This is a genomic window from Amorphus coralli DSM 19760 (assembly GCF_000374525.1).
Lineage (GTDB): Bacteria > Pseudomonadota > Alphaproteobacteria > Rhizobiales > Amorphaceae > Amorphus > Amorphus coralli.
Genome location: NZ_KB894570.1, coordinates 444,439 through 467,728, shown reverse-complemented (window position 1 = coordinate 467,728; position 23,290 = coordinate 444,439). Strand labels below are relative to the sequence as shown.

Genomic DNA, 23,290 nt, shown 5'->3' with positions numbered 1-23,290 from the left:
TCAGAAGCAGCCGGCGAGCGTGGCCACCAGCCGCTCGACAAAGAGCGTTTCCCCGTAGCGCAGCCACAACACGGCCGTGATTACCGCCAGCGCGGCGACGATGGAGGCGGTGCCTATGGTAGTAGGCCAGGTCATGGGCTCGTGCGCAGGTCCGGTCATTGGTCGAACACGCAGGATACCAGCCTCAGCGGCCGCCGACGAGGCGTTCCAGCTTGGCCAGCGCGTTCTGCTTGGACTCGTGATAGTCGATCGTTCCCTTGAAGTCGCCGTCCTTGTCGAACAGCAGCACGGACGCGGAGTGGTCCATGGTGTAGCCGCCGTCGTCGAGCGGCACGCGCTTGGAGTAGACCCGGTAAGCCTTCTCCACGTCGCGGATCTGCTCGGGCGTGCCCGTCAGACCGACAATGCGCGGATCGAACGAGGAGAGGTAGTTCTTCATGTGCTCCGGCGTGTCACGCTCGGGATCGACGGTTACGTAGATGAAGCGCATGTCGTCGGCCTTGTCTCCGAGCGCCTCCATCCAGCCGCCGGCCTCGTAGAGCGTCGTCGGGCAGACGTCCGGGCAGAAGGTGAAGCCGAAGAACATCGCGCGCGGCTTGTCGGAGTAGTCTTCTTCCGTAACGGCCTCCCCCTCGGTGTTGACCAGGGTGAACGGGCCGCCGATGGAAGCCAGTGACGTTTCCGGCTTCTGCAACTGCCCGGAATACCAGCCCACGGACGCCACCGCGGCAAGGATGGCCACTAGCACCACGAGGCCCCAGGCAACGTAACGGATCGTCTTCATTCTCATATCCTTGCGCGCACACCTGACGAGACGTAGTCCCGTTCGCCGCGTGATGTAAGAGCCGGCGCGGGCGTCTCACCGTCGCAGGCGCACCGCCCGGAGTGGACGCACGGGGATCCTACCGATCGCGCTCGTCCTCGTTCATGGCCCATGACCGGTTGACCTCGTCCTCGGACGCGTCCAGCGGCTCGCTGCTTTCTCCTGTCGGAGCCATGATCATGTCGTCGTAGTCGGTTTCCGTGTCCGTCGCCGGAAAACCGGCGGTTTCGACCAGGTTGTCGAACTCGCTCTCCAGCGACGGCGGGGCTTCCGGCGTTTCCATCATCGGATGGGTCTCGTCGACCGCCTCCGGCGTGATGGCGCCGCCGACCACGGCTGTGGAATAGATGTCGAAGTCGGTCTTCTCGTCGGTGGCGAGCGCCGCGCGCACCCGGATGCGCATGCCGATGAACAGCGCCAGCGCCAGCTGGACGATCGCGCAATAGAGGAACAGGCCTCCGGACCCCAGACGGCTCATGAACAGCGAGGCGACGAGCGGACCCGCAACGGATCCCACGCCGTACAGCAAGAGCACGGTGGCCGATGTCTCCACCATGTCTTCCTGTTCGGTCACGTCGAAAGCATGGGCGGCGGCAAGCGAGTAGCCGGGGAAGGCGAAGGCCCCGAAAACGAAGCCGAGCCCGGCGATGGTCGGCCAGTCCGGTGCCGTCGACTGCCACAGCACGATCCCGGCGATCACCGAGCTCAGCATGGCCCCGACCATGACGATGCGCCGGTCGTAGAAGTCGGATATGCGGCCCAGCGGGTACTGGCCGACGGCGCCGCCGACAAAACACATGCTCATGAACACGGCTGCCTCGCTGGCGGTGAAGCCGCGCGACGTCGCGAAAACCGGGCCGAAGCCCCAGATCGCGCCGAGGATCAGTCCGCTTCCTGTGGCGCCCACCACGGCGGCCGGGGTGGCCTGATACAGGCGCAGCGGCCGGAATCGGACCACGGCGATCGGCGCGGGCTGACCGGAGTTCGTCAGGGCGATCGGCACGGCGGCGAGCGACAGCAGGATTGAGGCGAGCGCGAACTGGCCGAAATACTCGATGGGAAAGAGCGTGACCGCGAGCTGGCCCAGCATGATGGTTCCGAACGAAACCAGAACGTAGGCCGACATCACCTGGCCGCGGGTGGTGTTGGTGGCCTTGTCGTTGAGCCAGCTTTCCACGATGACGTAGAGACAGGCGGTGCAGAAGCCGAACAGCAGTCGGAACAGGGCCCAGCTGCCCGGTGACACGAAGAGCGGGAAGGCGAGGGCCGCCGCCGAGCCGATGGCAACCATCGCCGCGAAGGCCCGGATGTGCCCGGAGCGCAGGATCACGAACGGACCGAAGATGCAGCCGCCCACGAAGCCGAGATAGAAGGCGGAGCCGAGGAAGCCGAGCGCCACGGCGCCGAAGCCCTCCGCCTCGCCGCGCAACGGCAGGATGGTCGACTGAAGGCCGTAGCCGGCAAGCATGAGGCCGGCCCCGAGCAGGACCGCAGCAATCGGCGCAAGCGCTTTGATCATCCGGCCACCTTCGGGGTTCGGAACGCCGACCGTATGGCACCGGCGGCGGGGACATGTCTGACGGAACGCGACGTCGCGGTCAGGGGTTGCGACACGCGCCCACAGCCCGACGGGGACTTCGATATTCCTGCCTTAAACCGACGCAAGAGGGCGGCGCAATGGCGGAATCGGAACGGGCGCGGTGCGCGGTCTGCGCCGTGCGCATAGCTGCGCGATCGTGCGCAGAACTGCGCGGAAACGCGCAGCCGGCACGCTGCCGCCCGACGTCGCGCCGCGCAAGCCGCTGGGGCCTGTCAATCGTGGGCCGCCGGCACTAGTTTTGAGCAGGTCAAAGATCGACACGGGTCCGGAGGATGAGATGAGCTGGCGGCCGGCCGACAATCCCGAATGCCGCAACGAGGACGGGTCACCTGTCGACATGGTGGTGGTGCCGCGGGCTCACGATATCGGCGGTTTCGAGGTTCGGCGCGCCTTGCCGACCGCCCGGCGGCGGATGGTGGGTCCTTTCATCTTCTTTGACCAGATGGGTCCGGCCGAGCTGCCGGTGGGTGAGGGCATGGACGTTCGCCCACATCCCCATATCGGTCTCGCCACCGTCACCTATCTGTTCGAGGGCGAGATCCTGCACCGCGACAGTCTCGGCACGGTGCAGCCGATCCGGCCGGGCGAGGTGAACTGGATGACCGCGGGAAAAGGCATTGCCCATTCGGAGCGGTCGCCCGATGCCGAGCGCGCCCGCGGCCCCCACATGCTTGGGCTGCAGCTGTGGGTGGCGTTGCCCAAGGGCATGGAGGAGACCGATCCGGAATTCTTCCACTATGACGGCGCGGCGCTCCCGACGCTGGAGGACGAAGGCAAACGGGTACGGGTGATGATCGGCTCGCTCTATGGGCAGACCGCCGGCGTGAAGACCTATTCCGATACGCTTTATGCCGATGTGGTGCTGGAGCCCGGCGCCCGGTTGCCGCTGGACACCGGCCACGAGGAGCGCGCGATCTACCTGATGAGCGGCGCGGTCGAGATCGCCGGCGAGCGCTACGAGGCAGGCCGGCTCATCGTCTTTCATCCGCGCCATCACGCGACCCTTGTCGCGCTCGAGCCGACGCGATTCGTGATTGTCGGGGGTGCGGCGATGGACGGGCCGCGCCATATCTGGTGGAACTTCGTGTCGTCCTCAAAGGAGCGCATCGAAGACGCCAAGGCCGACTGGCTGGCGGGCCGCTTTCCGGCGGTTCCTGGCGAGCACGAATTCATTCCGTTACCCGAACGCTGACTCTCCTGCCGCGTTTCGTGTAGGGAAGGGCGCGGCGCGGGCCGGTGGGGCGGCATACGGGGCCCGTAGCGCCAGAAGAAACACTGCGACTTGACGAGAGGACGGCACAGCTTGACCGAGGACCGCACGCCGACATCCGGAACCCCGCTCTTGGACCGGGTGCGTACCCCTGCCGATCTGCGGCAGATGGGCGAGGCCGATCTGCGCCAGCTCGCCGACGAGCTGCGGACGGAGACCATCGACGCGGTTTCCGTGACCGGCGGACATCTGGGCGCGGGGCTTGGCGTGGTCGAGCTCACCGTGGCGCTGCACCACGTATTCGACACGCCGCGCGACAAGGTCATCTGGGACGTCGGCCACCAGTGCTATCCCCACAAGATCCTCACGGGGCGCCGTGACCGCATCCGCACCCTGCGCCAGGGCGGTGGTCTGTCGGGGTTCACGAAGCGGGCCGAATCCGAGTTCGACCCGTTCGGCGCGGCGCATTCCTCCACCTCGATCTCCGCAGGGCTCGGCTTCGCGGTCGCGCGCGACCTGCTCGGCCAGAAGCACAACGTCGTTTCGGTGATCGGCGACGGCGCCATGTCGGCCGGCATGGCCTACGAGGCGATGAACAACGCCGGCGCCATGAACGAGCGGATGATCGTCATCCTCAACGACAACGACATGTCGATTGCGCCGCCGGTGGGGGCCATGAGCGCCTACCTGGCGCGGCTGACCTCGGGCGAGGCCTACGTCTCGGTGCGCGAGGCGGTGAAGGGCCTTGTGAGCCACCTGCCGAGCTTCGTGGAAAGGGGTGCTGCGCGGGCCGAGGAATTCGCCCGCGGCTTCGCCATGGGCGGCACGCTCTTCGAGGAGATGGGCTTCTACTATGTCGGCCCCATCGACGGCCACAACCTGAACCATCTGTTGCCCGTTCTGAAGAATGTCCGCGACGCCAAGCAAGGACCGATCCTGGTCCATGTCGTGACCCAGAAGGGCAAGGGCTATGCCCCCGCCGAAGGCTCCTCGGACAAGTATCACGGCGTTTCCAAGTTCGACGTGGTGACCGGCAAGCAGGCCAAGGCCGTTTCCAACGCGCCGAGCTACACCAAGGTGTTCGGCCAGAGCCTCATCAACGAGGCCCGCAAGGACGAGCGCGTGGTGGCGGTGACGGCCGCCATGCCCTCCGGTACCGGCGTCGATCTGTTCGAGGAAGTGTTCCCGAACCGCACCTTCGATGTGGGCATCGCCGAACAGCATGGGGTGACCTTCGCCGCCGGCCTTGCCGCCGCCGGCATGAAGCCGTTCACCGCCATCTATTCGACCTTCCTGCAGCGCGGCTACGACCAGATCGTCCACGACGTCGCGATTCAGAACCTGCCGGTTCGCTTCGCCATTGACCGGGCGGGTTTCGTGGGCGCCGACGGGCCGACCCATGCGGGCTCGTTCGATATCGCCTATCTCGCCTGCCTTCCGAACATGGTGGTCATGGCGGCGGCGGACGAGGCGGAGCTGCGCCACATGGTGGCAACCGCCGCGGCCTATGACGGCGGGCCGATCGCCTTCCGCTATCCGCGCGGCGAGGGGGTCGGTGTGGAGATGCCGGAAGAGGGCGTGCCGTTGGAAATCGGCAAGGGCCGCGTGATCCGTGAAGGCTCGACCGTGGCGCTGGTGTCGTTCGGCACCCGGCTCGCCGCCGCGATTAAGGCGGCGGAGGATCTGGAAGCCCAGGGCGTCTCCACGACGGTGGCCGATGCGCGCTTCGCCAAGCCCCTGGACACAGAGCTTCTGCGCCGCCTGGCGCGCGGGCACGAGATCTTGGTCACGCTGGAGGAAGGCTCCGTCGGCGGCTTCGGCAGCCAGGTGCTGCAGTTCCTGTCAAGCGAGGGGCTGCTCGATCACGGCCTGCGGGTGCGCTCGCTGGTCATGCCCGACAGCTTCGTCGACCAGGACAAGCCCGAGGCCATGTACGCGGCCGCCGGGCTGGACGCGCCGGGCATCGTGAAGACGGTGTTCGACGTACTGGGTCGCGACGGGATGACGCTCGCGCAGCGGGCCTGAGCGGCGGGTCGCTTCCGGGACACGGCACACACCCTACCAAGGCATGCCCTCTCAGGAGGGCGGCGCAAGCCGTTGATGAAAGTCGTAAATTTAGACAAGCGCTGTCCGACGCGAACCGGTCAGCTCGGATCGAATGGCTCGGTCCGGGCAGCGGTCCCGTCGGCGCGGGCCTGAATCTTCTCGACTCGAAGTTCGGCCCGTTTCAGAAGCGTCTCGCAGTGATTCTTGAGAGCCTCGCCGCGCTCGTAGATGGCGATGGATTCCTCGAGCGGGACCTCGCCCTGTTCAAGCCTTCCCACGATCTTCTCCAGTTCCGCGAGCGCCTGCTCGAAGCTCATGGCGGCGATGTCGTCGGGAAGGGCAGATGCGGTCTCGGTCACGCGAGCGCCTCGTCAAAAGGTGAAGAAAACGGGACTGGCGGGCAGGGCCGCCGTCACTCGGATCAGGCGTCCATCAGCGCCATGACATGGGCCGCCGCGGAGCGCGCGAGTCCCTCCAGATCGTAGCCGCCTTCCAGCACCGACACCACCCGGCCATGGCAGCACTGATCGGCGATCTCCATCAGGTGATAGGTGATCCACGAGAAATCGGCCTCGGTGAGCCGCAGTTCGGCGAGCGGATCGCGGACGTGGGCGTCGAAGCCCGCCGAGATGATCACAAGATCGGGCCGAAAGTCCTTGAGGGGCTGAAGGATTCGCGTGCGCGCCGCCTCCTTGAAGACCTCGCCGTCAGCGCCTGCCGACAGGGGCGCGTTGTAGATGTTGCCTGCCCCGGTTTCCGTCAGCGCACCCGTGCCCGGATAAAGCGGCATCTGGTGCGTGGAGCCGTAGAAGACGCTCGGATCATCCCAGAAGATGTCCTGGGTGCCGTTGCCGTGGTGGACGTCGAAATCCACGATGGCGACCCGCTCGGCGCCATGGGCGGCCTGCGCCTGGCGCGCGGCGATGCCGGCATTGTTGAAGAAGCAGAAGCCCATGGCCGTGGACTTCTCGGCATGGTGGCCAGGCGGCCGGATGGCGCAGAAGGCGTTGGAGACCTTGCCGGTCATCACCTCGTCGACCGCAGTGCACGCGGCGCCGGCGCCCAAAAGCGCCGCATCGAGCGTGCCCGGCGACATGGCGGTGTCGGCATCGATGCGCGCCAGCCCGTCCTCGGGGGCCGAAGCCCGGATGTGCTGGATGTAGGAGGTCGGGTGAACGCGGGCGATCTGCTCGTCGTTGGCCGAAGTTGCCAGGTCGCGCTCGAGGCTCTGGAAGCGTTCGTGCTCCAGGATCCGGTCGATGGCCCTCAGCCGGTCGGGGCGTTCGGGATGGCCATGCGGGGTCTCGTGCTCGAGAAATTTCGGATGATGCAGGAGGAGGGTGGGCACCGGGCACTGTCCATTCTTGATTGCGGGGATCAGACGACGCCCGGTCGGGCCTTGTCAATCGAGGCAGGCTTGCCCGACGTGCTCGCGCGCCCCTTGCGGCGTCTCTTGCTCGGTCGGGATACCGCGTTCAGGACCTCGGGGCGGCGGCGCGTTCCAGCCGGTCGCGGATGGCTTCGCCGAGCCCGGTATCGGGGATGGGAGCCACCGCGATCGTGTGTGCGCCGGAGGCATCCAGCCGGCGCAGCGCGGCGAAGAGATTCGCAGCCGCCTCGTGCAAGTCCCCGGCAGGGCTCAGATTTTCAAACGCAACGGCATGTACGCTGCCGGCCGGAACGATGTCGCCGAAGGCCAGACAGGCCTCGCCGGGATCGATCTCGACCGCATCGAGACGCACGGCCGCGCGCGGCGCGTAGTGCGAGGTGAGCAGGCCCGGAGCGGAGGGGGCGGACGCGGATCCGGCCGGAGGATCGGCAAGCGGTGCTCCGAGGACCTCCTCGATGGCGGCACGGGCGATGCCGCCGGGCCGCAGCAGGCGCGCCGGGCCGTCGGTTAGACCGACAATGGTCGATTCGACCCCGATCCGGCACGGCCCCGCGTCGAGCACGACCGCCACTGCGTCTCCGACCTCGTCGAGGACGGCGTCGGCCGTGGTGGTGCTGATGCGGCCCGAGCGGTTGGCGCTGGGGGCGGAAACGGGTCGGCCGAGCGCGGTGGACAGTCCCTGCATCAGGGGCGCGGCGGGGACCCGGAGCGCGACGCTCGTCAGACCCGCGCAGGCGGAAGGGGCGATGGCGCTGTCGGATCGCCGGGGCAGGACCAGGGTAAGCGGGCCGGGCCAGAAGGCTTCGGCGAGAAGCCGGGCCCGGTCGTCGAAAACGGCCTCGCGGGCGGCGGCGTTCGCATCCGCCACGTGGGCGATGAGCGGGTTGATGGCCGGCCGGCCCTTTGCGGCATAGAGCCGCGCGACAGCGTCCGGATTGGTCGCGTCGCAGGCCAGGCCGTAGACGGTTTCGGTCGGGACCGCGACCAGGTCGCCGGCCTCGAGCGCCGCGACGGCGGCCGCAAAGGCCTCCGCATCGTCAGCGGGACGGACGAGCCGGGCGATCCGGGGTCGCGCGGCGGTGCTGGGGGCGTGGGGGACGGCCATTGACGGAACGCGGCGGCTTTCTAGTGTGAGGCACAAGAGGTGCGGACCGGGACAGGCCGCGCACCGGGACAAACAACTCAGGCGAGGCCGGCCGGAACCGCAAGGGGGCGCCGGACCATCGCCCCAGGGAGACCCTTATGGCCTACCGTGCGCCCGTAGACGAGATCGCATTCACGCTCAAGTCGGTTGCCGGCCTCGACCGGGCCATCGAGGAAGGGCTTTTCCCCGATCTCTCCGACGATCTCGTGGATGCGATCCTCGCCGAGGCGGGCCGGTTCGCCGCCGGTGAGATCGAGCCGCTGAACGTCGTCGGCGACCGGCACGGCACACCGCTGAAGGACGGGGCCGTGACCATGCCGCCCGGCTGGAAGGAGGCCTACGACGGCTGGGTGGCGGGCGGCTGGTCGGCGCTGACCGGGCCGTCGGAGCATGGCGGCCAGAATTTGCCCATGGCGCTCTACGCGGCGGTCGTGGAAATGTGGAACCAGGCCTCGCCGGCCTTCGCCATCGGGCCCATCCTGACGGCAGGCGCCATCGAGGCCATCGAGGCGCATGCCTCGGACGCGTTGAAGGCGCGCTATCTGGAACCGCTGGTTTCCGGCCGCTGGGCGGGCACGATGAACCTGACGGAACCGCAGGCGGGCTCCGACGTGGGAGCATTGCGCAGCCGGGCGGAACGCGCCGAGGACGGCAGCTACCGGGTCTTCGGCGAGAAGATCTACATCACCTATGGCGACCACGACCTGACGGAGAACATCGTCCATCTGGTGCTCGCACGCCTGCCGGACGCACCGGCAGGGACACGGGGAATCTCGCTGTTCCTTGTGCCAAAATACCTGGTCAACGACGACGGATCGCTGGGGGCGCGCAACGACGTAGCGGTGCGCGCCATCGAGCACAAGCTGGGCATTCACGGCTCGCCTACCTGCACCATGGGCTACGGCGACGGGGGCGACGGGGCTGTGGGCTGGCTCGTCGGCGAGGAAAACCGGGGCCTCGCCTGCATGTTCACGATGATGAACAACGCCCGGCTCGCGGTCGGCCTGCAGGGCGTGGGCATTGCCGAGCGAGCCCTGCAGAAAGCGTCGGCCTATGCGGCCGAACGGACGCAGGGGCGGGCGCCGGGGGCTGAGGGCGCCGGCATGTCGCCCATCGTGGAGCACCCGGACGTAAAGCGGATGCTGCTCACCATGCGTGGGCTGACCCAGGCCGCGCGCGCAATCGCCTATTCCTGCGCGGTCGCGATCGACCGGGCGGATGGCATGGAGGGAGAGGCGGCGCGCTTCTGGCAGGGCCGCGCCGACCTGCTGACCCCGATCGCCAAGGCGTTTTCCACCGATGTCGGCGTCGAGGTCGCCTCGCTCGGTGTCCAGGTCCATGGCGGCATGGGTTACGTGGAGGAGACCGGAGCCGCGCAATATCTCCGCGATGCCCGCATCTTTCCGATCTACGAGGGGACCAACGGCATCCAGGCCATCGACCTGGCCATGCGCAAGCTGCCGCTGGCGGACGGCGCGGTGTTTTCCGCCTGGGTGCAGGACCTGCGGGACGACGCGGAGCGGGTGCGGGGCTCCAACGAGGCGTCGCTCGATGGGCTCGGCGACCGGCTCCTGGCGGCCATTGCCGATCTGGAGGCGGCGGCGACCTGGCTTGCCGCGGCGCGGGCCGACGGACGGGTGCCTGAGGCGCTGGCCGGTGCCACGCCGTTCCTGCGGCTCGCCGGGCTGACCGCCGGTGGCGTCGCGCTGGCCAAGGGGGCGCTCATCTCGGTGGAGGCCGGTGCCGGGGAGGCGTCGCTTGACGCGAACCGCCGTGTCCTCGTTGCGCGTTTCTTCGCCACCACGCTGCTCACCGCGACGGCGGCGCTGCGCCGGGAGATCGAGGAGGGCGGCGATGCGATCGCCTCGGCATCGGCGGAGCTGCTCGCGTTCTGAAGCGGTTGCGGGCTGCCGGCCGGGTCAGAGGTCCGCCAGGGCGTCGGCCAGCGGCTCGCCCGGCCGGATCGTGCCGGCGACAACCCCGCGCCGGGTCTCCACCGGCTGGCGTGCCCAGCGGTCGAGGAAGGAGCGGTCGTCGCTGGAGCGGGCGACGAGGCTCTGCAGGACGGCGGCCATCACCGCCTCGGAGCCGCGCGTCGCGCCGTCATCGATCTTGATGGCAACGCCCAGGCCGAGCCCGGGCAGGGCGGCGCAATAGACGCCCTCGGCGCCGGTCTTCACGTAGGCGACCTCGCCGAAATGGCCCATAACGTCGGTGCAGAACCGGTCGGTACCGGCCACCTCGAACGGATGCGCGGCGCAGGCCTTGCGCAGCCGGGTCAGGGCCGCCGCGCGCTCCGGTGCCATGCCGGTGCCGCTGGCGAGACCGGCAAAGGCGCCGGCCAGACGCTCTACCGGAATGGCCCAGGTCGGGATGGAACAGCCGTCGATGCCGCAGACATCGGCGTCGAGACTGGCGCCGGTGAGCTCGGAGAGGATGTCGTGGATCTGCACCTGCAGCGGATGGTCCTCGCGGACATAGCCTTCAAGCGGCTGGCCCATGTGCTTGACGGCGCAGACGAAACCGGCGTGCTTGCCGGAGCAGTTGTTGTGCAGGGCGCCCGGCTGGGCGTGGGCATGGCGGATCCGGTCCTGGTCGGGACCAAGCGCCGGCCACTGCGGTCCGCACTCCAGCGCGCTTTCGGCCGCACCCGCCTTGGCGAGAATCGACCGGGCGGCGGCCACATGCCCCTCCTCGCCGTTGTGGGAGGCGCAGGTGACCGCCAGCTCGGCCTGGCTGAGGCCGGCGCGGTCGGCGGCGCCGCTTTCGATCAGCGGCAGCGCCTGGAAGATCTTGACGGCTGAGCGCGGAAACACCGGCTCGTCGATCTCGCCGAGGGCGAGCCGGGTGGTGCCGCCGGCATCGACGATGGCGATGGAGCCGCGATGGCGGGATTCGACGCGCAGGCCGCGGGTGACTTCGACGAGGACGGAGTTGGGCATGGCGATCCGGTTCCGGTTTTCGGGCGGCGGCGATCTTCGCAGCCCCGGCCGTCATGGTCCATTCCCGATCGCGCGGTGCGGACGGGAACGCACCGCTTGTGGCCAGGATCGGGGCGTCCGGATCGGAGCGCACCGCAACGGTGATTTGCGTTCGCCGATCTCGGTGGCCTAATGTGACGGGAAGGGTCAGCGCCGACCCGCCGTCGAGCGAGCAATGGAGCTCTCGCGTCTCCCTCCGGAGACTCGGGAGCTTTTTTTTGGAGGGTGTTGTGGCAGGAGGTTCGAGTTCAGGGACGCCTTGGAGAGTCGGCGTGCTGTTCTCCCAGAGCGGTGTCACGGCGGCGATCGAACGCTCCCAGCTGAACGCGACGCTTCTGGCCATCGACGAGATCAATGCAGCCGGCGGGGTCAACGGCCGCCCGATCGAACCGGTCATGCACGATCCGGCCTCCAACCCGAAACGCTACGCGGAGTTGGGCGAGGCGTTGATCGACCGGGACGGGGTCCGGGTGATCTTCGGCTGCTACATGTCGAGCACGCGCAAGGCGCTGCTGCCGGTGGTGGAGGCCCGCAACGGGCTGCTGTTCTACTCCACGCTCTACGAGGGGTTCGAGTATTCGCCGCGCTGCATCTATTCCGGCGCCGCGCCGAACCAGAACGCGCTGCCGCTGCTCAAGTACCTGCTAGAGGCGCACGGAAACCGGTTCCTGCTGGTGGGCTCGAACTATGTCTTTCCCTACGAATCCAACCGGGTCATGTCCGACCTGGTGGTGAGCGCCAAGGGCAGGGTGCTCAACGAAATCTACATCCCGCTCGAGCCGGGCGAGAAGGATTTCGAGCGCTTCGTGCGGGAAGTCCGCAAGCACGAGCCGGACGTGATCTTCTCCACCGTTGTCGGGGCGGGAACGGCGCAGCTCTACCAGGCGTACAGAGAGGCGGGTTTCGATCCCGCGCGCATGCCGATTGCAAGCCTGACGACCAGCGAGGCGGAAATCGCCCAGATGGAGCCGGGGGATGCGGAAGGCCATATCACCTCGGCCCCCTTCTTCGAGAGCCTCACCACCTCGTCGGCGAGATCCTTCGTGTCGGCCTTCAAGCTGAAATACGGCCATTCGGCCCCGGTGGCGGCGAGTGCCGAAGCCGCCTATTTTCAGGTTCACCTGTTTGCCCGGGCCCTGGCCTCCGCTGATACGGATGCGCCGGAAGCGCTGCTGGATGCTCTCAAGGGGAGTGAGTACGACGCGCCGCAGGGACGCGTGAAGATCGAGCCGGAGAACAATCACACCTACCTCTGGCCGAAGATCGGACGCGTTGGCGCGGATGGCGCCTTCGAGATCGTCTGGGCGCCTCCGGTGGGCATCAAGCCGGATCCCTATTTCCTGTCGCCGAGCATCGACGACTGGTCCAGCCTGGCCTTCGAGAGCCGGCGGGCCTGAACGTTCGGGGGATCGACAAGGTGGCTATCCAGGTACTGCGCGATCTTCGGGGGCTTCGCGTCCAGGTCATTCACCCGCCGGACGCGGAGGGGCAGAGCCTGGTGGACCAGTTTCACCGCATCGGCTGCCTGACGGAGACCCAGTGGCCGGTGCCCGACGAGTTCTCGCCGACGGCGGACGTCGTGGTGCTGGCCATCGAGTACGAGGCGCGCGAGAAGATCCGCAAGCTGACCCGTCAGCGCGGCGGCCAGATCCAGCCGACCATCATCGCCATCGTCGGCTACGAGGACCCCAGCACGCTGCAGATCGTGCTGGAGAGCGGGGCGCTTGCGATCGTCGAGCGCCCGATCCGGCCGTTTGGTCTCCTGTCCAACCTGACTGTCGCCCGAAGCCTGTGGCTGCAGCGCATGGATGCGGAAAAGCGCGCGCGCAAGCTGGAACGCAGGCTGTCCGGCATGCAGCAGGTGCAAAAGGCCAAGTCCATCCTCATGAACAGCCAGAACATTTCCGAGGAGGACGCGTATGGCATGCTGCGCCGCCAGGCGATGGCGAAGCGCATGGCCATGGAGGACCTGGCGGCTGCCATCATCAACGCAAACGACGTGCTGGGCGGGGGTGCCGCCATACCGAAGGATGCCGCGAGGAAATCCCGCTTGCGCCCGAAAGGTGATGATGCTTAACTTGTGGGCATGCGAAGGAAAGTCGCAGTAGCGGCCTGATCTCGCACCATTTGGCATCGACAAGGATGTCGGTGCACGCGGCAACGCAGCCCCGGAAGGCCCAACGGCCTTCACGGGGCTTTTTTGTTTCCGCTTGTCTGGATCTGCCGACAAGGCCGTCGGTCCAGCAACCAAGTCCCAGTCCCGACAGACCTGACCGGGTGGCGCGAGCGCGCGCAGCCGCGCCGATGTCCTCATGCGCAGGCAGAGGGCCATTCGCGCAAACGGACCGATCTCAGCGGCTGACGGGTTGGGTGAGCCGGCAAGGGGCCGGCCGAGGACTGGCTTCACTGATCGGGTTTCAGCGCGCGCCAGGGGATGGACGTGCGGGACCGGGACACATCTCCAGCGCCAGGCGGCGGCGGGGAAAAACAACCACACCGGACAGAACGAGGATACCGACATGTTGCACGGTGACATCTCCAGCAGCCACGACACGGTGGGCGTGGCCGTCGTGAACTACAAGATGCCGCGCCTTCACACCAAGGCCGAGGTCCTCGCCAACGCGAAGAACATCGCCGACATGCTGATCGGCATGAAGAAGGGTCTGCCCGGCATGGATCTCGTGATCTTCCCGGAATATTCGACCCACGGGATCATGTACGACCAGAAGGAGATGTACGAGACGGCGTCGACGATCCCCGGCGACGAGACGGAGATCTTCGCAGAGGCGTGCCGGACCGCGAAGGTCTGGGGCGTGTTCTCGCTCACCGGCGAGCAGCACGAGGAGCACCCGAACAAGGCGCCCTACAACACCCTGATCCTGATGAACGACCAGGGCGAGATCGTCCAGAAATACCGGAAGATCATGCCGTGGGTGCCCATCGAGGGCTGGTATCCGGGCGATTGCACCTTCGTCTCCGAAGGACCGAAGGGCATGAAGATCAGCCTGATCATCTGCGATGACGGCAACTATCCGGAGATCTGGCGCGACTGCGCCATGCGCGGGGCCGAGCTGATCGTCCGCTGCCAGGGCTACATGTACCCGGCCAAGGAGCAGCAGGTGGTGATGGCCAAGGCCATGGCATGGGCCAACAATACCTACGTGGCGGTTGCCAACGCGGCCGGCTTCGACGGCGTCTATTCCTACTTCGGCCATTCCGCCATCGTCGGCTTCGACGGCCGGACGCTGGGCGAGTGCGGCGAGGAGGACATGGGCATCCAGTATGCCCAGCTGTCGCTGTCGCTGATCCGCGATTCCCGCAAGAACATGCAGTCGCAGAACCACCTCTTCAAGCTTCTGCACCGGGGCTACACCGGCACCATCAACTCCGGCGACGACATCCGCGGCCACGCCGTTTGTCCGTTCGAATTCTACAAGAACTGGGTAACCGATCCGGACGGCACGCGCGAGATGGTGGAGGGGGTGACCCGGCCCACAGTCGGCACCGAGGAATGTCCCATCGAGGGAATTCCCAACGAGACAACCTCGCACCGCTGAGCCGTCCTACCGGCCGGCGCGACGGGCGTCGGCCGGCGATCCTCCTGGCTGCCATCACGGAGTCCGGTCATGCTGCGTATCGAGACCATCCTCGGAAGCGCCGACAGCGAGCCTCTTGCCGCCGAGGTGCACTCCGCCGCACACGCCGGGCGGCTGGAAACGGTCCGGCTTGGCGCCGGCGACGTCTCGCGCCGCCGGATGCGGGTGGTCACCGACCACGGCACCGACGTCGCCATCGCGCTGTCGCGCAGCGAACGCCTGCATGACGGCGCGGTGCTCGCCTGCGATGGCGAGCACATCATCGTCGTACGCGTCGACGAGATCGAGTGGTTGCCGCTGACGCCCGCCGACCCGGCGACGGCCGTCGAACTCGGCTACCACGCGGGCAATCTGCACTGGCGGGTGCGGTTCTCCGGCGCGACCCTGTTCGTCGGGCTCGAAGGGCCGGTGGCTACCTATCTGGCCCGGCTGAAGCCGCTGCTTGCCAGCGGCCGCATCGTGGTGGGCACGCCGGTCACCGGGGCCGCCGGCCCCGAACCCGAGCCGCACCGGCACGCAGACCACGGGCACGCAGATCACGGGCACGGCGATCATGGGCACGGCGGGCCTGGGCACGACCCCCACGCTCCCGGGCTACACGGACACCATCACCACCGAAAACGAATGCACCCGCACGGCGCCGCTCCGGCAAAGGAGGGCATATGTCGGGCCTCCTGACCGCACTGCGGCTCGCCGACACGGCCTTCCCGAGCGGCAGCTTCGCCTTTTCCCAGGGGCTGGAGCCGATTCTGGCCGCCGACAGGGCGGCCGGCGCCGAGGCGGTGCTCGCCTTCGTCCGCGAGCAACTCCGGCTGCGCTTTGCCACGGCGGACCGCGTTGCGCTCGTCCGGGCCTTTCGGGTTGCCGACGACCAGGAGGCGCTGGCCGCCGTCGACCGGGAGTTTCATGCGGCATCGCCGGTGGAGGCGCAGCGCGCCGCATCGCTGAAGAACGGTGCCGCGCTACTTGCAGCCCATGCCCGGCTAGGGACGGAGGGGACGGCGTCCTACCAGGCGCGGGTGCGGGGCCGCAAAGCCTTCGGTCATCTCGCCATCGTTCAGGGAATGGTCAGCCGCAGCCTCGGGCTGAAAGAGGCCGAGGCGATAAACGTAGCCGGCTATGGATTGGCGATGGGCATCGCCCAGGCGGCGCTGCGGCTGGGCCGGGTCGGCGCCATGGACACCCAGCGCATCGTTGGCGAGGCGCTTGCCGACATCGACCACATCGCCGCGCTGCCGATCCCGGAGGGCGCCGCGCCGTCAAGCTTCACACCGCTCGTGGACATTGCCGCCACCCATCACAGCCGTCAGCGCGGCCGGCTCTTCGCGTCCTGATTCGTTTGCCGACAAAGGAACTATCATGCTTCTGACGCCCACCGAACTCGAGCGGCTGACGATCTACACGGCAGCGGAACTTGCCCGGAAACGGCGGGCAAAGGGTCTGAGGCTCAACTATCCGGAGACCGTCGCCATCCTGACCGACGAGATCCTGGAAGGGGCGCGCGAGGGCCGGTCCGTGGCCGACCTGATCTCGTGGGGCAGCCAGATCCTCACCTACGACGACGTGATGCCGGGGGTCGCCGACCTCCTGCCGATGCTGCAGGTGGAGGGCGTGTTTCCCGACGGCACCAAGCTGGTGACGGTGCATGACCCGATCCGCCTAGGCACCCCGCCGGCGGATCTCGACCCACCCGGCGAGACGCTGGCCGTTGACGGCGAGATCGAACTCAACGCCGGTCGCGACCGGGTGACCGTCACCGCCGTGAACACCGGCGACCGCCCGATCCAGGTGGGCAGCCACTACCACTTCTTCGACACCAACAAGGCGCTCGATTTCGACCGTGCCGCGGCCTACGGGCGGCGGCTGGACATCCCGGCCGGAACGGCGGTGCGCTTCGAGCCCGGCCAGTCGAAAGAGGTCACCCTGGTGCCGTTCGGCGGCAACCGCGAGGTGTCCGGGCTGAACGCCCTCAACGATGGTGCCACCGACGAAGCGGCCAAGGCAGCGGCGCTGCAACGCGCTCGCGAGCGCGGCTTCAAGGGCGCGTAGGAGGAGACAGGCAATGACGACGATCTCGCGGGCCGACTACGCAGCGATGTACGGACCGACCACGGGCGACGTGGTCCGGCTGGGCGATACCAGCCTGTTCGCCGAGGTGGAGAAGGACTACGCGGCCTACGGAGATGAATGCCTGCACGGCGGCGGCAAGACGCTGCGCGACGGGATGGGGCTCGTGGCCGGCGCGACGAGCGAGGACGGGGCGCTCGACATGCTCCTCGTCAATGTCCTCGTCATCGACCCCGTGGTCGGCATCGTGAAGGGCGATATCGGCATCAAGGACGGCAATATCGTCGGCATCGGCAAGGCCGGCAATCCGGCGGTGATGGACGGCGTCGACCCGCGCCTCATCGTCTCCACGGCGACCACGGTGCGCGATTGCGAGGGCATGATCGCCACGCCCGGAGCCATCGACGTCCACGTCCACTTCGATTCCGCGCAGCTGTGCGAACACGCCATCTCGTCCGGCATTACCACGATGATCGGCGGCTCGCTCGGGCCCATCACCGTGGGCATCGACTGCGGCGGACCGTTCAATGTCGGCAAGATGCTGCAGGCGGCGGAGGCCTGGCCGATCAATTTCGGCTTTCTCGGACGCGGCAACACCCACAAGCCGGAATCGCTGCCCGAACAGATGGCCGCCGGCTGTCTCGGCCTGAAGATCCACGAGGATTGGGGGGCGATGCCCGCAGTGATCGACACCTGCCTGCAGGTGGCCGACGACCTCGACTTCCAGGTCCAGCTGCACACCGACACGCTCAACGAATCCGGCTTCGTGGAGGATACGCTGGCCGCCATCGGCGGGCGCACCATCCACATGTACCACACGGAAGGCGCCGGCGGCGGCCACGCCCCGGACATCATCCGGGTGGCCGGCGTCGCGAACTGCCTGCCGTCCTCGACCAACCCGACCAACCCGTTCACGGTCAACACGTTCGACGAACACCTCGACATGACGATGGTGTGCCATCATCTGAGCCCGTCGATCCCCGAGGACGTTGCCTTCGCCGAAAGCCGCATCCGGGCCCAGTCGATCGCGGCCGAGGACGTGCTGCACGATCTCGGCGGGATTTCCATGCTGGGCTCCGACAGCCAGGGCATGGGCCGCATCCACGAGGTGATCTGCCGGACCTGGCAGCTCGCCTCGAAGATGAAGGATCAGCGCGGCCGGCTGCCGGAGGAGACGACGGCGCGCGGCGACAACGAGCGCATCAAGCGGTTCATCGCGAAATACACCATCAATGCCGCGCGCACCTTCGGCATCGCCGACCACATCGGCTCGCTGGAAGACGGCAAGATGGCCGACATCGTGGTCTGGCGACCGGGCTTCTTCGGCATCAAGCCGGAACTGGTCATCAAGAGCGGTTTCATCGCCTGGGGCGCCATGGGCGACAGCGCGGCCTCGCTGATGACCTGCGAGCCGATCCAGATGCGCCCGCAGTGGGGCGCGTTCGGCAGGGCGAAACAGGCGCTGTCCGCCTGCTTCGTGCACCCCACGGCCATCGAGGCGGGGATCGCCGACAGCCTCGACCTGAAGAAGCGGCTGCTGCCGGCTCGGGGCACCCGAACGCTGACCAAGGCCGACATGCTGCACAACGACGCCGTGCCGGACATCCGGGTCGATCCGCAAACCTTCGATGTCTTCGTCGACGGGGAACTGGCCACCTGCGAGCCGGCCGAACGCTTGCCGCTCGCCCAGCTCTACATGCTGCGCTGAGGGAAGAGGACGCCATGCACGGCACCCACGACATCGAGCATCTGAAGACCCATCCGGCGACTGGCGGCGGAGCGGCGCGGGTCGGGATCGGCGGACCGGTCGGCTCCGGCAAGACCGCCATCCTCGAGGCGCTCGTGCCCATGCTGTCGGCGCGCGGCACCGAGCTCTGCGTCATCACCAACGACCTCGTCACCGACGAGGACGCCGAACGCATCCGGCGCGGCGGGTTCATCGACCCCGCCCGTGTTGCGGCGGTGGAGGCGGGGGCCTGCCCGCATACCGTGATCCGGGAGGACCCGACCCTCAACATCGCCGCGGCGGACGACCTCGAAATGGCGTTTCCGGGCACCGACCTGGTGCTGATCGAGTCCGGCGGCGACAATCTCGCCTCCACCTTCTCGCTGGATCTGGTGGACTGGTGGGCGTTCGTCATCGACGTGGCGGGCGGCGACGACATTCCGAGAAAGCGCGGTCCCGGCGTCATCCAGGCCGACCTCCTGATCATCAACAAGATCGACCTGGCGCCGCACGTCGGCGTCGACCTCGTCTCCATGTACGAGGAGGCGCTGCTGGTGCGGGAGGGACGGCCCGTGTTGCTGGCCAACGCCCGAACGGGCGAGGGGATCGGCTCGCTCGCGGACGAACTCGGCCGTGCCGTGCTCTTCAGCCGATGAACGCGGTGCCGCCCTCGCGTCCAGCCGGCGATCCGGCGACCGGCGCGCCGGCCCTGGACTTGACGTTTCGACGCCAGGGCGGTCGCACGCGGTTGGCCGAGCAACTGGTCCGCTACCCGTTCCACATCACACGGCCGTTCTATTTCGACCGGGAGAGCGCGCCCGGCCTTGCCACCCTCTACCTGCAGTCGGCCTCGGGCGGCTACTATCGCGGCGAGCGGCTGCCGGTGCGCATTCGCGCGTGCGAGGGCGCGGAGCTCAGCGTCACCACCCAGGCGTCGACCATCGTGCATCACGCGCGCGGCACACCGACCGTCGCCGAGACGCTGATTGAGGCGGAGGCGGGCTCGGTGGTCTTCCATGCGCCCGATCCGCTGATCCTGCTTCCCGGCGCCGAACTGTCCACCAGCGTCAGGGTTCGGCGCGCGTCGGATGCGACCGTCTTGGTCTCCGAGGCCTTCATGATCCACGATCCCGAAGGCGCCGATCGGCCCTTCGGCCGGCTGGAAAACGAGATCCGCATCGAGACGCCGGACGGATCGCCCGAGCCCATCGACCGGCTGGAATTCGTGGGATCCGACCTTTCCATTGTCTCGCGCCTTGACGGAGTTCTGGCCAGTGCTGGCGTGATGATCGCCGGGCCGCAAGCGGCCGATGCCGACCCGGTGGAGATGGAAGCCTCGATCGGCGCGATCGAGGGCGCCCGGGTGGCGGCCTGCCGGCTTCCCTTCGGCACCGGCCTGTCGGTGCGCATAGCGGCTTCGTCCGGCGTGGCCCTGTCGGCGGTTCTCGATGCGGTGTTCGCGGCGGCCTTCCGCCTCGTCTATGACGGGGAACCGGGCCGGCGGCGGAAGTAGCGTTACCTCGCAGCCAACCGGAAGATGATGGCCGACAGGGCAGTCGGCAGGGTGTCGATCCGGCCGACAGGAAAGACGTGGCCGGCGCCGAAGACCTGCTTTGCCCGGTCCAGATGCGCGTTCGACAGCGCAATGCAGACGATGTCGATGCCGGCGCGCCGGGCGGCCCGCACGGCATGGCGGGCATCGAGCGCCAGATAGTCCGGGTCGGCGACGTCCACGTCGGACGGTTCGCCATCGGTCACCACCGTGATCAGCCGTCGATAGGCCCGTTCCGCTGCGATCTCGCCGGTCGCGTGTCGGATCGCCGCACCGAGCCGGGTGGACAGACCCGGCCTGACGCCGGCCAGCCGACCGAGGGGACCGTCGGAGAGGCGTTCGTCGAACTCCTTGAGGCGCGCCATGCGCACGTCGTTGCGCCCGTCGGAGGCGAAGCTACGGATGGCGATCCGGTCGCCGAGATCGTCCAGCGCCCCGGCGAGCAGGGTCGTGGCAGCCAGTTCCATGTCAAGCACGCTGGCCGGGGACAGCGGCGGGCGGTCGCGCGTCGATTCGGAGACATCGAGAAGCACCAGAGTGGCGAGATCCCGAGCCTGGCGGTTGCGCCGGATGAACAGCCGGTCGTCGCCGATTTCGCCGAGACGCCGCTTGACCGTGTGATCGATGGCGGCCTCCAGGTCGAGAACGTCCCCGTCCGGCTGTCGCTTGAGCCGTTCCGACCTGCCAATTCGGGCCGAGCGGATCTGGCTGACCAGCTTCTGGTGGACGGAGGCATGCGTCGCCGCGAGGGCATGCAGCCGCGCCGGGCTTGCTGACGGGACCGGCATGTCGCGTACCGACGTCCACTCCTGGCGAAGATCGCCGGTGCGATGATCGAACTCCGGATAGCGGGCAACCGGCAGTCCGTCCTCTCTGGTCGCGGCGCGGACCCGGGCCGGTTCGAGATCCTGGTCGACGCGACCGTCATCACGCTCCGGAGCGTCGCTGCATTCCTCCGGTCGCGCGACATCGGAGAACATCTCGATGGTTTCCGGCGGCGCGACGTCCTCGGGAAACTCCCACAGCCCCAGCCCGTCGTCCCGGTAGAGGGGCTCGACGGCATAGGTCTTCCAGTTGAACTGCAGGCGACGCTGACCGAAATCGTTGCCCAGCAAAGATCCGAACTCGCGGGAAATCTGCGGATCCTCCAATCGGTCGGACCGTTCGGCCAGGAGGGCGCGGGCCTTGGCAACCGCCCAGTCATCGTCCTCGAAAGCCGGATCTGCGAGGGCCCGCGCGATCCGGGCCAGCAGGTTGTCGGTGGTGGTCGGCGTATCGGCACCGATGGTGTGAAAGCTCCGCCAGAGGTTGGCAAGGCCGGGCAGGGCGCGGGAGGCAAGCGTCTCCACCCGGTGATCCTCGGCCAGATTGACCAGGGCAATCTGCAACGGGCGCAGCTTGCCGACCTCGAAACGGGATCGGCTGAACGCCAGGTGCGCCCCCATGTGGGCAACCGCAGCGTGGTAGGTCCGGTCCTGGATCTCGTCTGCACCCGCAAAGCGCAGCGGTAACCGCATCAGCCCGCCGGCGATGTTGGGGCGAGGCGGCACGATTGCCTCGGGGTCGGGCTCAATGCCGCGAAGCGCGGCCGGCCTTCCGTACAGCGCCGCGGCGTAGGGAGAGAGACGGCGCTCCAACCGGTCGAATGGCTGGCTGCGGCCCGAGCGGGCGAGAAGGCGCACGGCCGCTGGATCCTCCAGCGAGAAAAAGGCCACCTGACTGCCTGTATCGCGTTCGCAGGCACGCCGTCCGCTCTCGACCCAGTGCCGGAAACCGTCGAGGTCGGTGCGGCTGAGAACGCGGCCGGTTTCCGCGAGCAGGGGGATTATGGCGGTGGGCATCTCCCGGGCCAGGTCGGCGACGATGTCGGCCCAGGTGACGGTGGAATCGCCGGACCGCAGCGACCTTCGTGCCAGCGGCGCCTGCTTGAGAAGCTGGGCCGCCGCTGTCGCGCCGGCACGCCGGCAGACCGCCCCCGCCGCCTCGATGATCCGCGCGAGCCGGCGGGGGCCGAGGGCCCGAATCTCCTCGCGGGAGAGTTGCCATGCGGCGAGCAGCGCGGTCGCCCCGGCATTGGCGTTCGCCAGCCCGGAGACCGATGCGCACCAGACTTCGGTGTCATCCTCGGATCCGTGCTTCGCAACAGTTTCGGCCGCCTCGCGGTAGGCCACGCCGAGGGCCCCGCGGCCGGCGAAAAGCCGCTCTGTTCGAGTAACCACGCCGCCATCTGGTGCGGCCGGCGGATCCAGCCGGGCGACGCTTGTCATCACGGCAGACAGGCCTCGACGGCGGCAGCCAGCGCGGCGCGCACGTCCGGCTCGTCGGTGACGGGCATGACGATGGCGGTGTCGACAGCCTGGGCGAGAGGAAGCCCCTGGGCGACCAGCCGTCCAGTATGGACGAGCATGCGGGTGGAGGCCCCTTCCGCCAGGCCCTGGCCGCCGAGATTGCGGCTGCGCTCGGCGATGGCCACCAGCTGGCTTGCGACATCGAGAGCGACACCGGCTTCCTCGGCGACGATCGCGGCTTCCGCCTCGTGCGCTGGATAGTCGAAGCCGATGGCGCAGAAGCGCTGCTTGGTGGACTCCTTGAGGTCCTTGATGGCGCTCTGGTAGCCGGGATTGTAGGAGACGACGAGCTGGAAGTCCGCGTGCGCGCGGACCAGTTCGTTGTGCTTCTCGATGGGCAGGACGCGCCGCGCATCGGTGAGGGGATGGATCACCACGGTGGTGTCCTGCCGTGCCTCTACCACCTCGTCGAGATAGCAGATGGCACCGTGGCGGACGGCGACCGTCAGCGGGCCGTCATGCCAGACGGTTCCGGTCTCATCGATCAGGTAGCGGCCGACCAGGTCGCTCGCCGTCATGTCCTCGTGGCAGGCGATGGTCACCAGCGGCACGCCGAGGCGCCATGCCATGTGCTCGATGAAGCGCGTCTTGCCGCAACCGGTCGGCCCCTTGAGCATGACCGGCAGGCGTTCGCGCCAGGCCGCCTCGAAGACGGCGACCTCATCGCCGGCAGGGCGATAATAGGGTTCCTCGGTGATGCGATAGGCATCCAGGGAAAGGGGAGCCGTCATGAAAGCCTCCGGTCGGACACGCCCCTTGGGGCGCCACAAGCTGTGAAGCGAGCGCGACAGGGCGGCGCGGGTCGTC

Annotated in this window: 21 protein-coding genes; 12 read left to right on the top strand and 9 right to left on the bottom strand. The window is 68.0% G+C overall.

The genetic code is table 11. The annotated features are described in order from the left end of the window. The 3 genes from C507_RS23545 to C507_RS20115 form a co-directional block, all read right to left on the bottom strand. Positions 1–135 (bottom strand): hypothetical protein, encoded by a 135-nt coding sequence (locus C507_RS23545; RefSeq protein WP_018697994.1) that lies wholly within the window; start codon positions 133–135, stop codon positions 1–3. A gap of 49 nt (positions 136–184) precedes the next feature. Then, positions 185–784 (bottom strand): SCO family protein, encoded by a 600-nt coding sequence (locus C507_RS0102075; protein ID WP_018697993.1) that lies wholly within the window; start codon positions 782–784, stop codon positions 185–187. Between the two features lie 118 nt (positions 785–902). Further along, complete coding sequence (locus C507_RS20115; protein WP_018697992.1) at positions 903–2,342, bottom strand: MFS transporter; 1,440 nt, start codon at positions 2,340–2,342, stop codon at positions 903–905. Between the two features lie 358 nt (positions 2,343–2,700). Here C507_RS20115 and C507_RS0102065 point away from each other — a divergent pair, with 358 nt between their 5' ends. Next, positions 2,701–3,615 (top strand): pirin family protein, encoded by a 915-nt coding sequence (locus C507_RS0102065; RefSeq protein ID WP_018697991.1) that lies wholly within the window; start codon positions 2,701–2,703, stop codon positions 3,613–3,615. Between the two features lie 111 nt (positions 3,616–3,726). Beyond that, a complete protein-coding gene (gene dxs, locus C507_RS0102060; RefSeq protein WP_026318770.1) occupies positions 3,727–5,658 on the top strand; it encodes a 1-deoxy-D-xylulose-5-phosphate synthase in 1,932 nt (643 codons plus the stop codon). A gap of 119 nt (positions 5,659–5,777) precedes the next feature. Here the strand turns inward: dxs and C507_RS0102055 are convergent, their stop codons facing one another. The 3 genes from C507_RS0102055 to C507_RS0102045 form a co-directional block, all read right to left on the bottom strand. Beyond that, positions 5,778–6,038 (bottom strand): exodeoxyribonuclease VII small subunit, encoded by a 261-nt coding sequence (locus C507_RS0102055; RefSeq protein ID WP_018697989.1) that lies wholly within the window; start codon positions 6,036–6,038, stop codon positions 5,778–5,780. 62 nt (positions 6,039–6,100) lie between these two features. Next, positions 6,101–7,027: a histone deacetylase family protein gene (locus C507_RS0102050; protein WP_018697988.1), complete on the bottom strand. Its 927-nt coding sequence runs from the start codon at positions 7,025–7,027 to the stop codon at positions 6,101–6,103. Between the two features lie 127 nt (positions 7,028–7,154). Further along, a complete protein-coding gene (locus tag C507_RS0102045) occupies positions 7,155–8,174 on the bottom strand; it encodes an L-threonylcarbamoyladenylate synthase (protein WP_018697987.1) in 1,020 nt (339 codons plus the stop codon). A gap of 137 nt (positions 8,175–8,311) precedes the next feature. Here C507_RS0102045 and C507_RS0102040 point away from each other — a divergent pair, with 137 nt between their 5' ends. After that, positions 8,312–10,108, top strand: a complete 1,797-nt coding sequence (locus C507_RS0102040; RefSeq protein WP_018697986.1) for an acyl-CoA dehydrogenase family protein — start codon at positions 8,312–8,314, stop codon at positions 10,106–10,108. A 24-nt stretch (positions 10,109–10,132) separates the two neighbouring features. On the opposite strand, the gene C507_RS0102035 is transcribed toward C507_RS0102040, so the two are convergent. Beyond that, positions 10,133–11,155, bottom strand: coding sequence for an asparaginase (locus tag C507_RS0102035; RefSeq protein ID WP_018697985.1), 1,023 nt, complete (start codon positions 11,153–11,155; stop codon positions 10,133–10,135). Positions 11,156–11,424: 269 nt separating this feature from the next. On the opposite strand from C507_RS0102035, the gene C507_RS0102030 reads away from it, so the two are divergent. The 9 genes from C507_RS0102030 (at position 11,425) to C507_RS20105 (ending at position 20,096) form a co-directional block, all read left to right on the top strand. Next, the gene (locus tag C507_RS0102030; RefSeq protein WP_040400537.1) at positions 11,425–12,591 is read left to right on the top strand and encodes a transporter substrate-binding domain-containing protein; all 1,167 of its coding nucleotides are present in this window, start codon (positions 11,425–11,427) and stop codon (positions 12,589–12,591) included. Positions 12,592–12,611: 20 nt separating this feature from the next. Further along, positions 12,612–13,271 carry an ANTAR domain-containing response regulator gene (locus C507_RS0102025; protein WP_018697983.1) on the top strand — a complete coding sequence of 220 codons (660 nt, stop codon included), beginning with the start codon at positions 12,612–12,614 and terminating at the stop codon, positions 13,269–13,271. Between the two features lie 442 nt (positions 13,272–13,713). Next, a complete protein-coding gene (locus C507_RS0102020; protein WP_018697982.1) occupies positions 13,714–14,751 on the top strand; it encodes an aliphatic amidase in 1,038 nt (345 codons plus the stop codon). A 69-nt stretch (positions 14,752–14,820) separates the two neighbouring features. Then, on the top strand, positions 14,821–15,468 hold the full coding sequence (gene ureE / locus C507_RS20110) for an urease accessory protein UreE (RefSeq protein WP_018697981.1): 648 nt from the start codon (positions 14,821–14,823) through the stop codon (positions 15,466–15,468). Then, positions 15,453–16,124: an urease accessory protein UreF gene (locus C507_RS0102010; protein ID WP_018697980.1), complete on the top strand. Its 672-nt coding sequence runs from the start codon at positions 15,453–15,455 to the stop codon at positions 16,122–16,124. The genes ureE and C507_RS0102010 overlap by 16 nt, the downstream gene beginning before the upstream one ends. Positions 16,125–16,149: 25 nt before the next feature. After that, positions 16,150–16,839 carry an urease subunit beta gene (locus C507_RS0102005; protein WP_018697979.1) on the top strand — a complete coding sequence of 230 codons (690 nt, stop codon included), beginning with the start codon at positions 16,150–16,152 and terminating at the stop codon, positions 16,837–16,839. A gap of 13 nt (positions 16,840–16,852) precedes the next feature. After that, complete coding sequence (gene ureC / locus C507_RS0102000; RefSeq protein WP_018697978.1) at positions 16,853–18,565, top strand: urease subunit alpha; 1,713 nt, start codon at positions 16,853–16,855, stop codon at positions 18,563–18,565. 14 nt (positions 18,566–18,579) lie between these two features. Further along, positions 18,580–19,239: an urease accessory protein UreG gene (ureG, locus tag C507_RS0101995; protein ID WP_018697977.1), complete on the top strand. Its 660-nt coding sequence runs from the start codon at positions 18,580–18,582 to the stop codon at positions 19,237–19,239. Between the two features lie 92 nt (positions 19,240–19,331). Beyond that, positions 19,332–20,096 carry an urease accessory protein UreD gene (locus C507_RS20105; protein ID WP_169508939.1) on the top strand — a complete coding sequence of 255 codons (765 nt, stop codon included), beginning with the start codon at positions 19,332–19,334 and terminating at the stop codon, positions 20,094–20,096. 2 nt (positions 20,097–20,098) lie between these two features. Here the strand turns inward: C507_RS20105 and C507_RS0101985 are convergent, their stop codons facing one another. Next, complete coding sequence (locus C507_RS0101985; protein WP_169508938.1) at positions 20,099–22,354, bottom strand: nitric oxide reductase activation protein NorD; 2,256 nt, start codon at positions 22,352–22,354, stop codon at positions 20,099–20,101. A 47-nt stretch (positions 22,355–22,401) separates the two neighbouring features. Next, the gene (locus tag C507_RS0101980) at positions 22,402–23,214 is read right to left on the bottom strand and encodes a CbbQ/NirQ/NorQ/GpvN family protein (RefSeq protein ID WP_018697974.1); all 813 of its coding nucleotides are present in this window, start codon (positions 23,212–23,214) and stop codon (positions 22,402–22,404) included. Positions 23,215–23,290 lie beyond the last annotated feature (76 nt).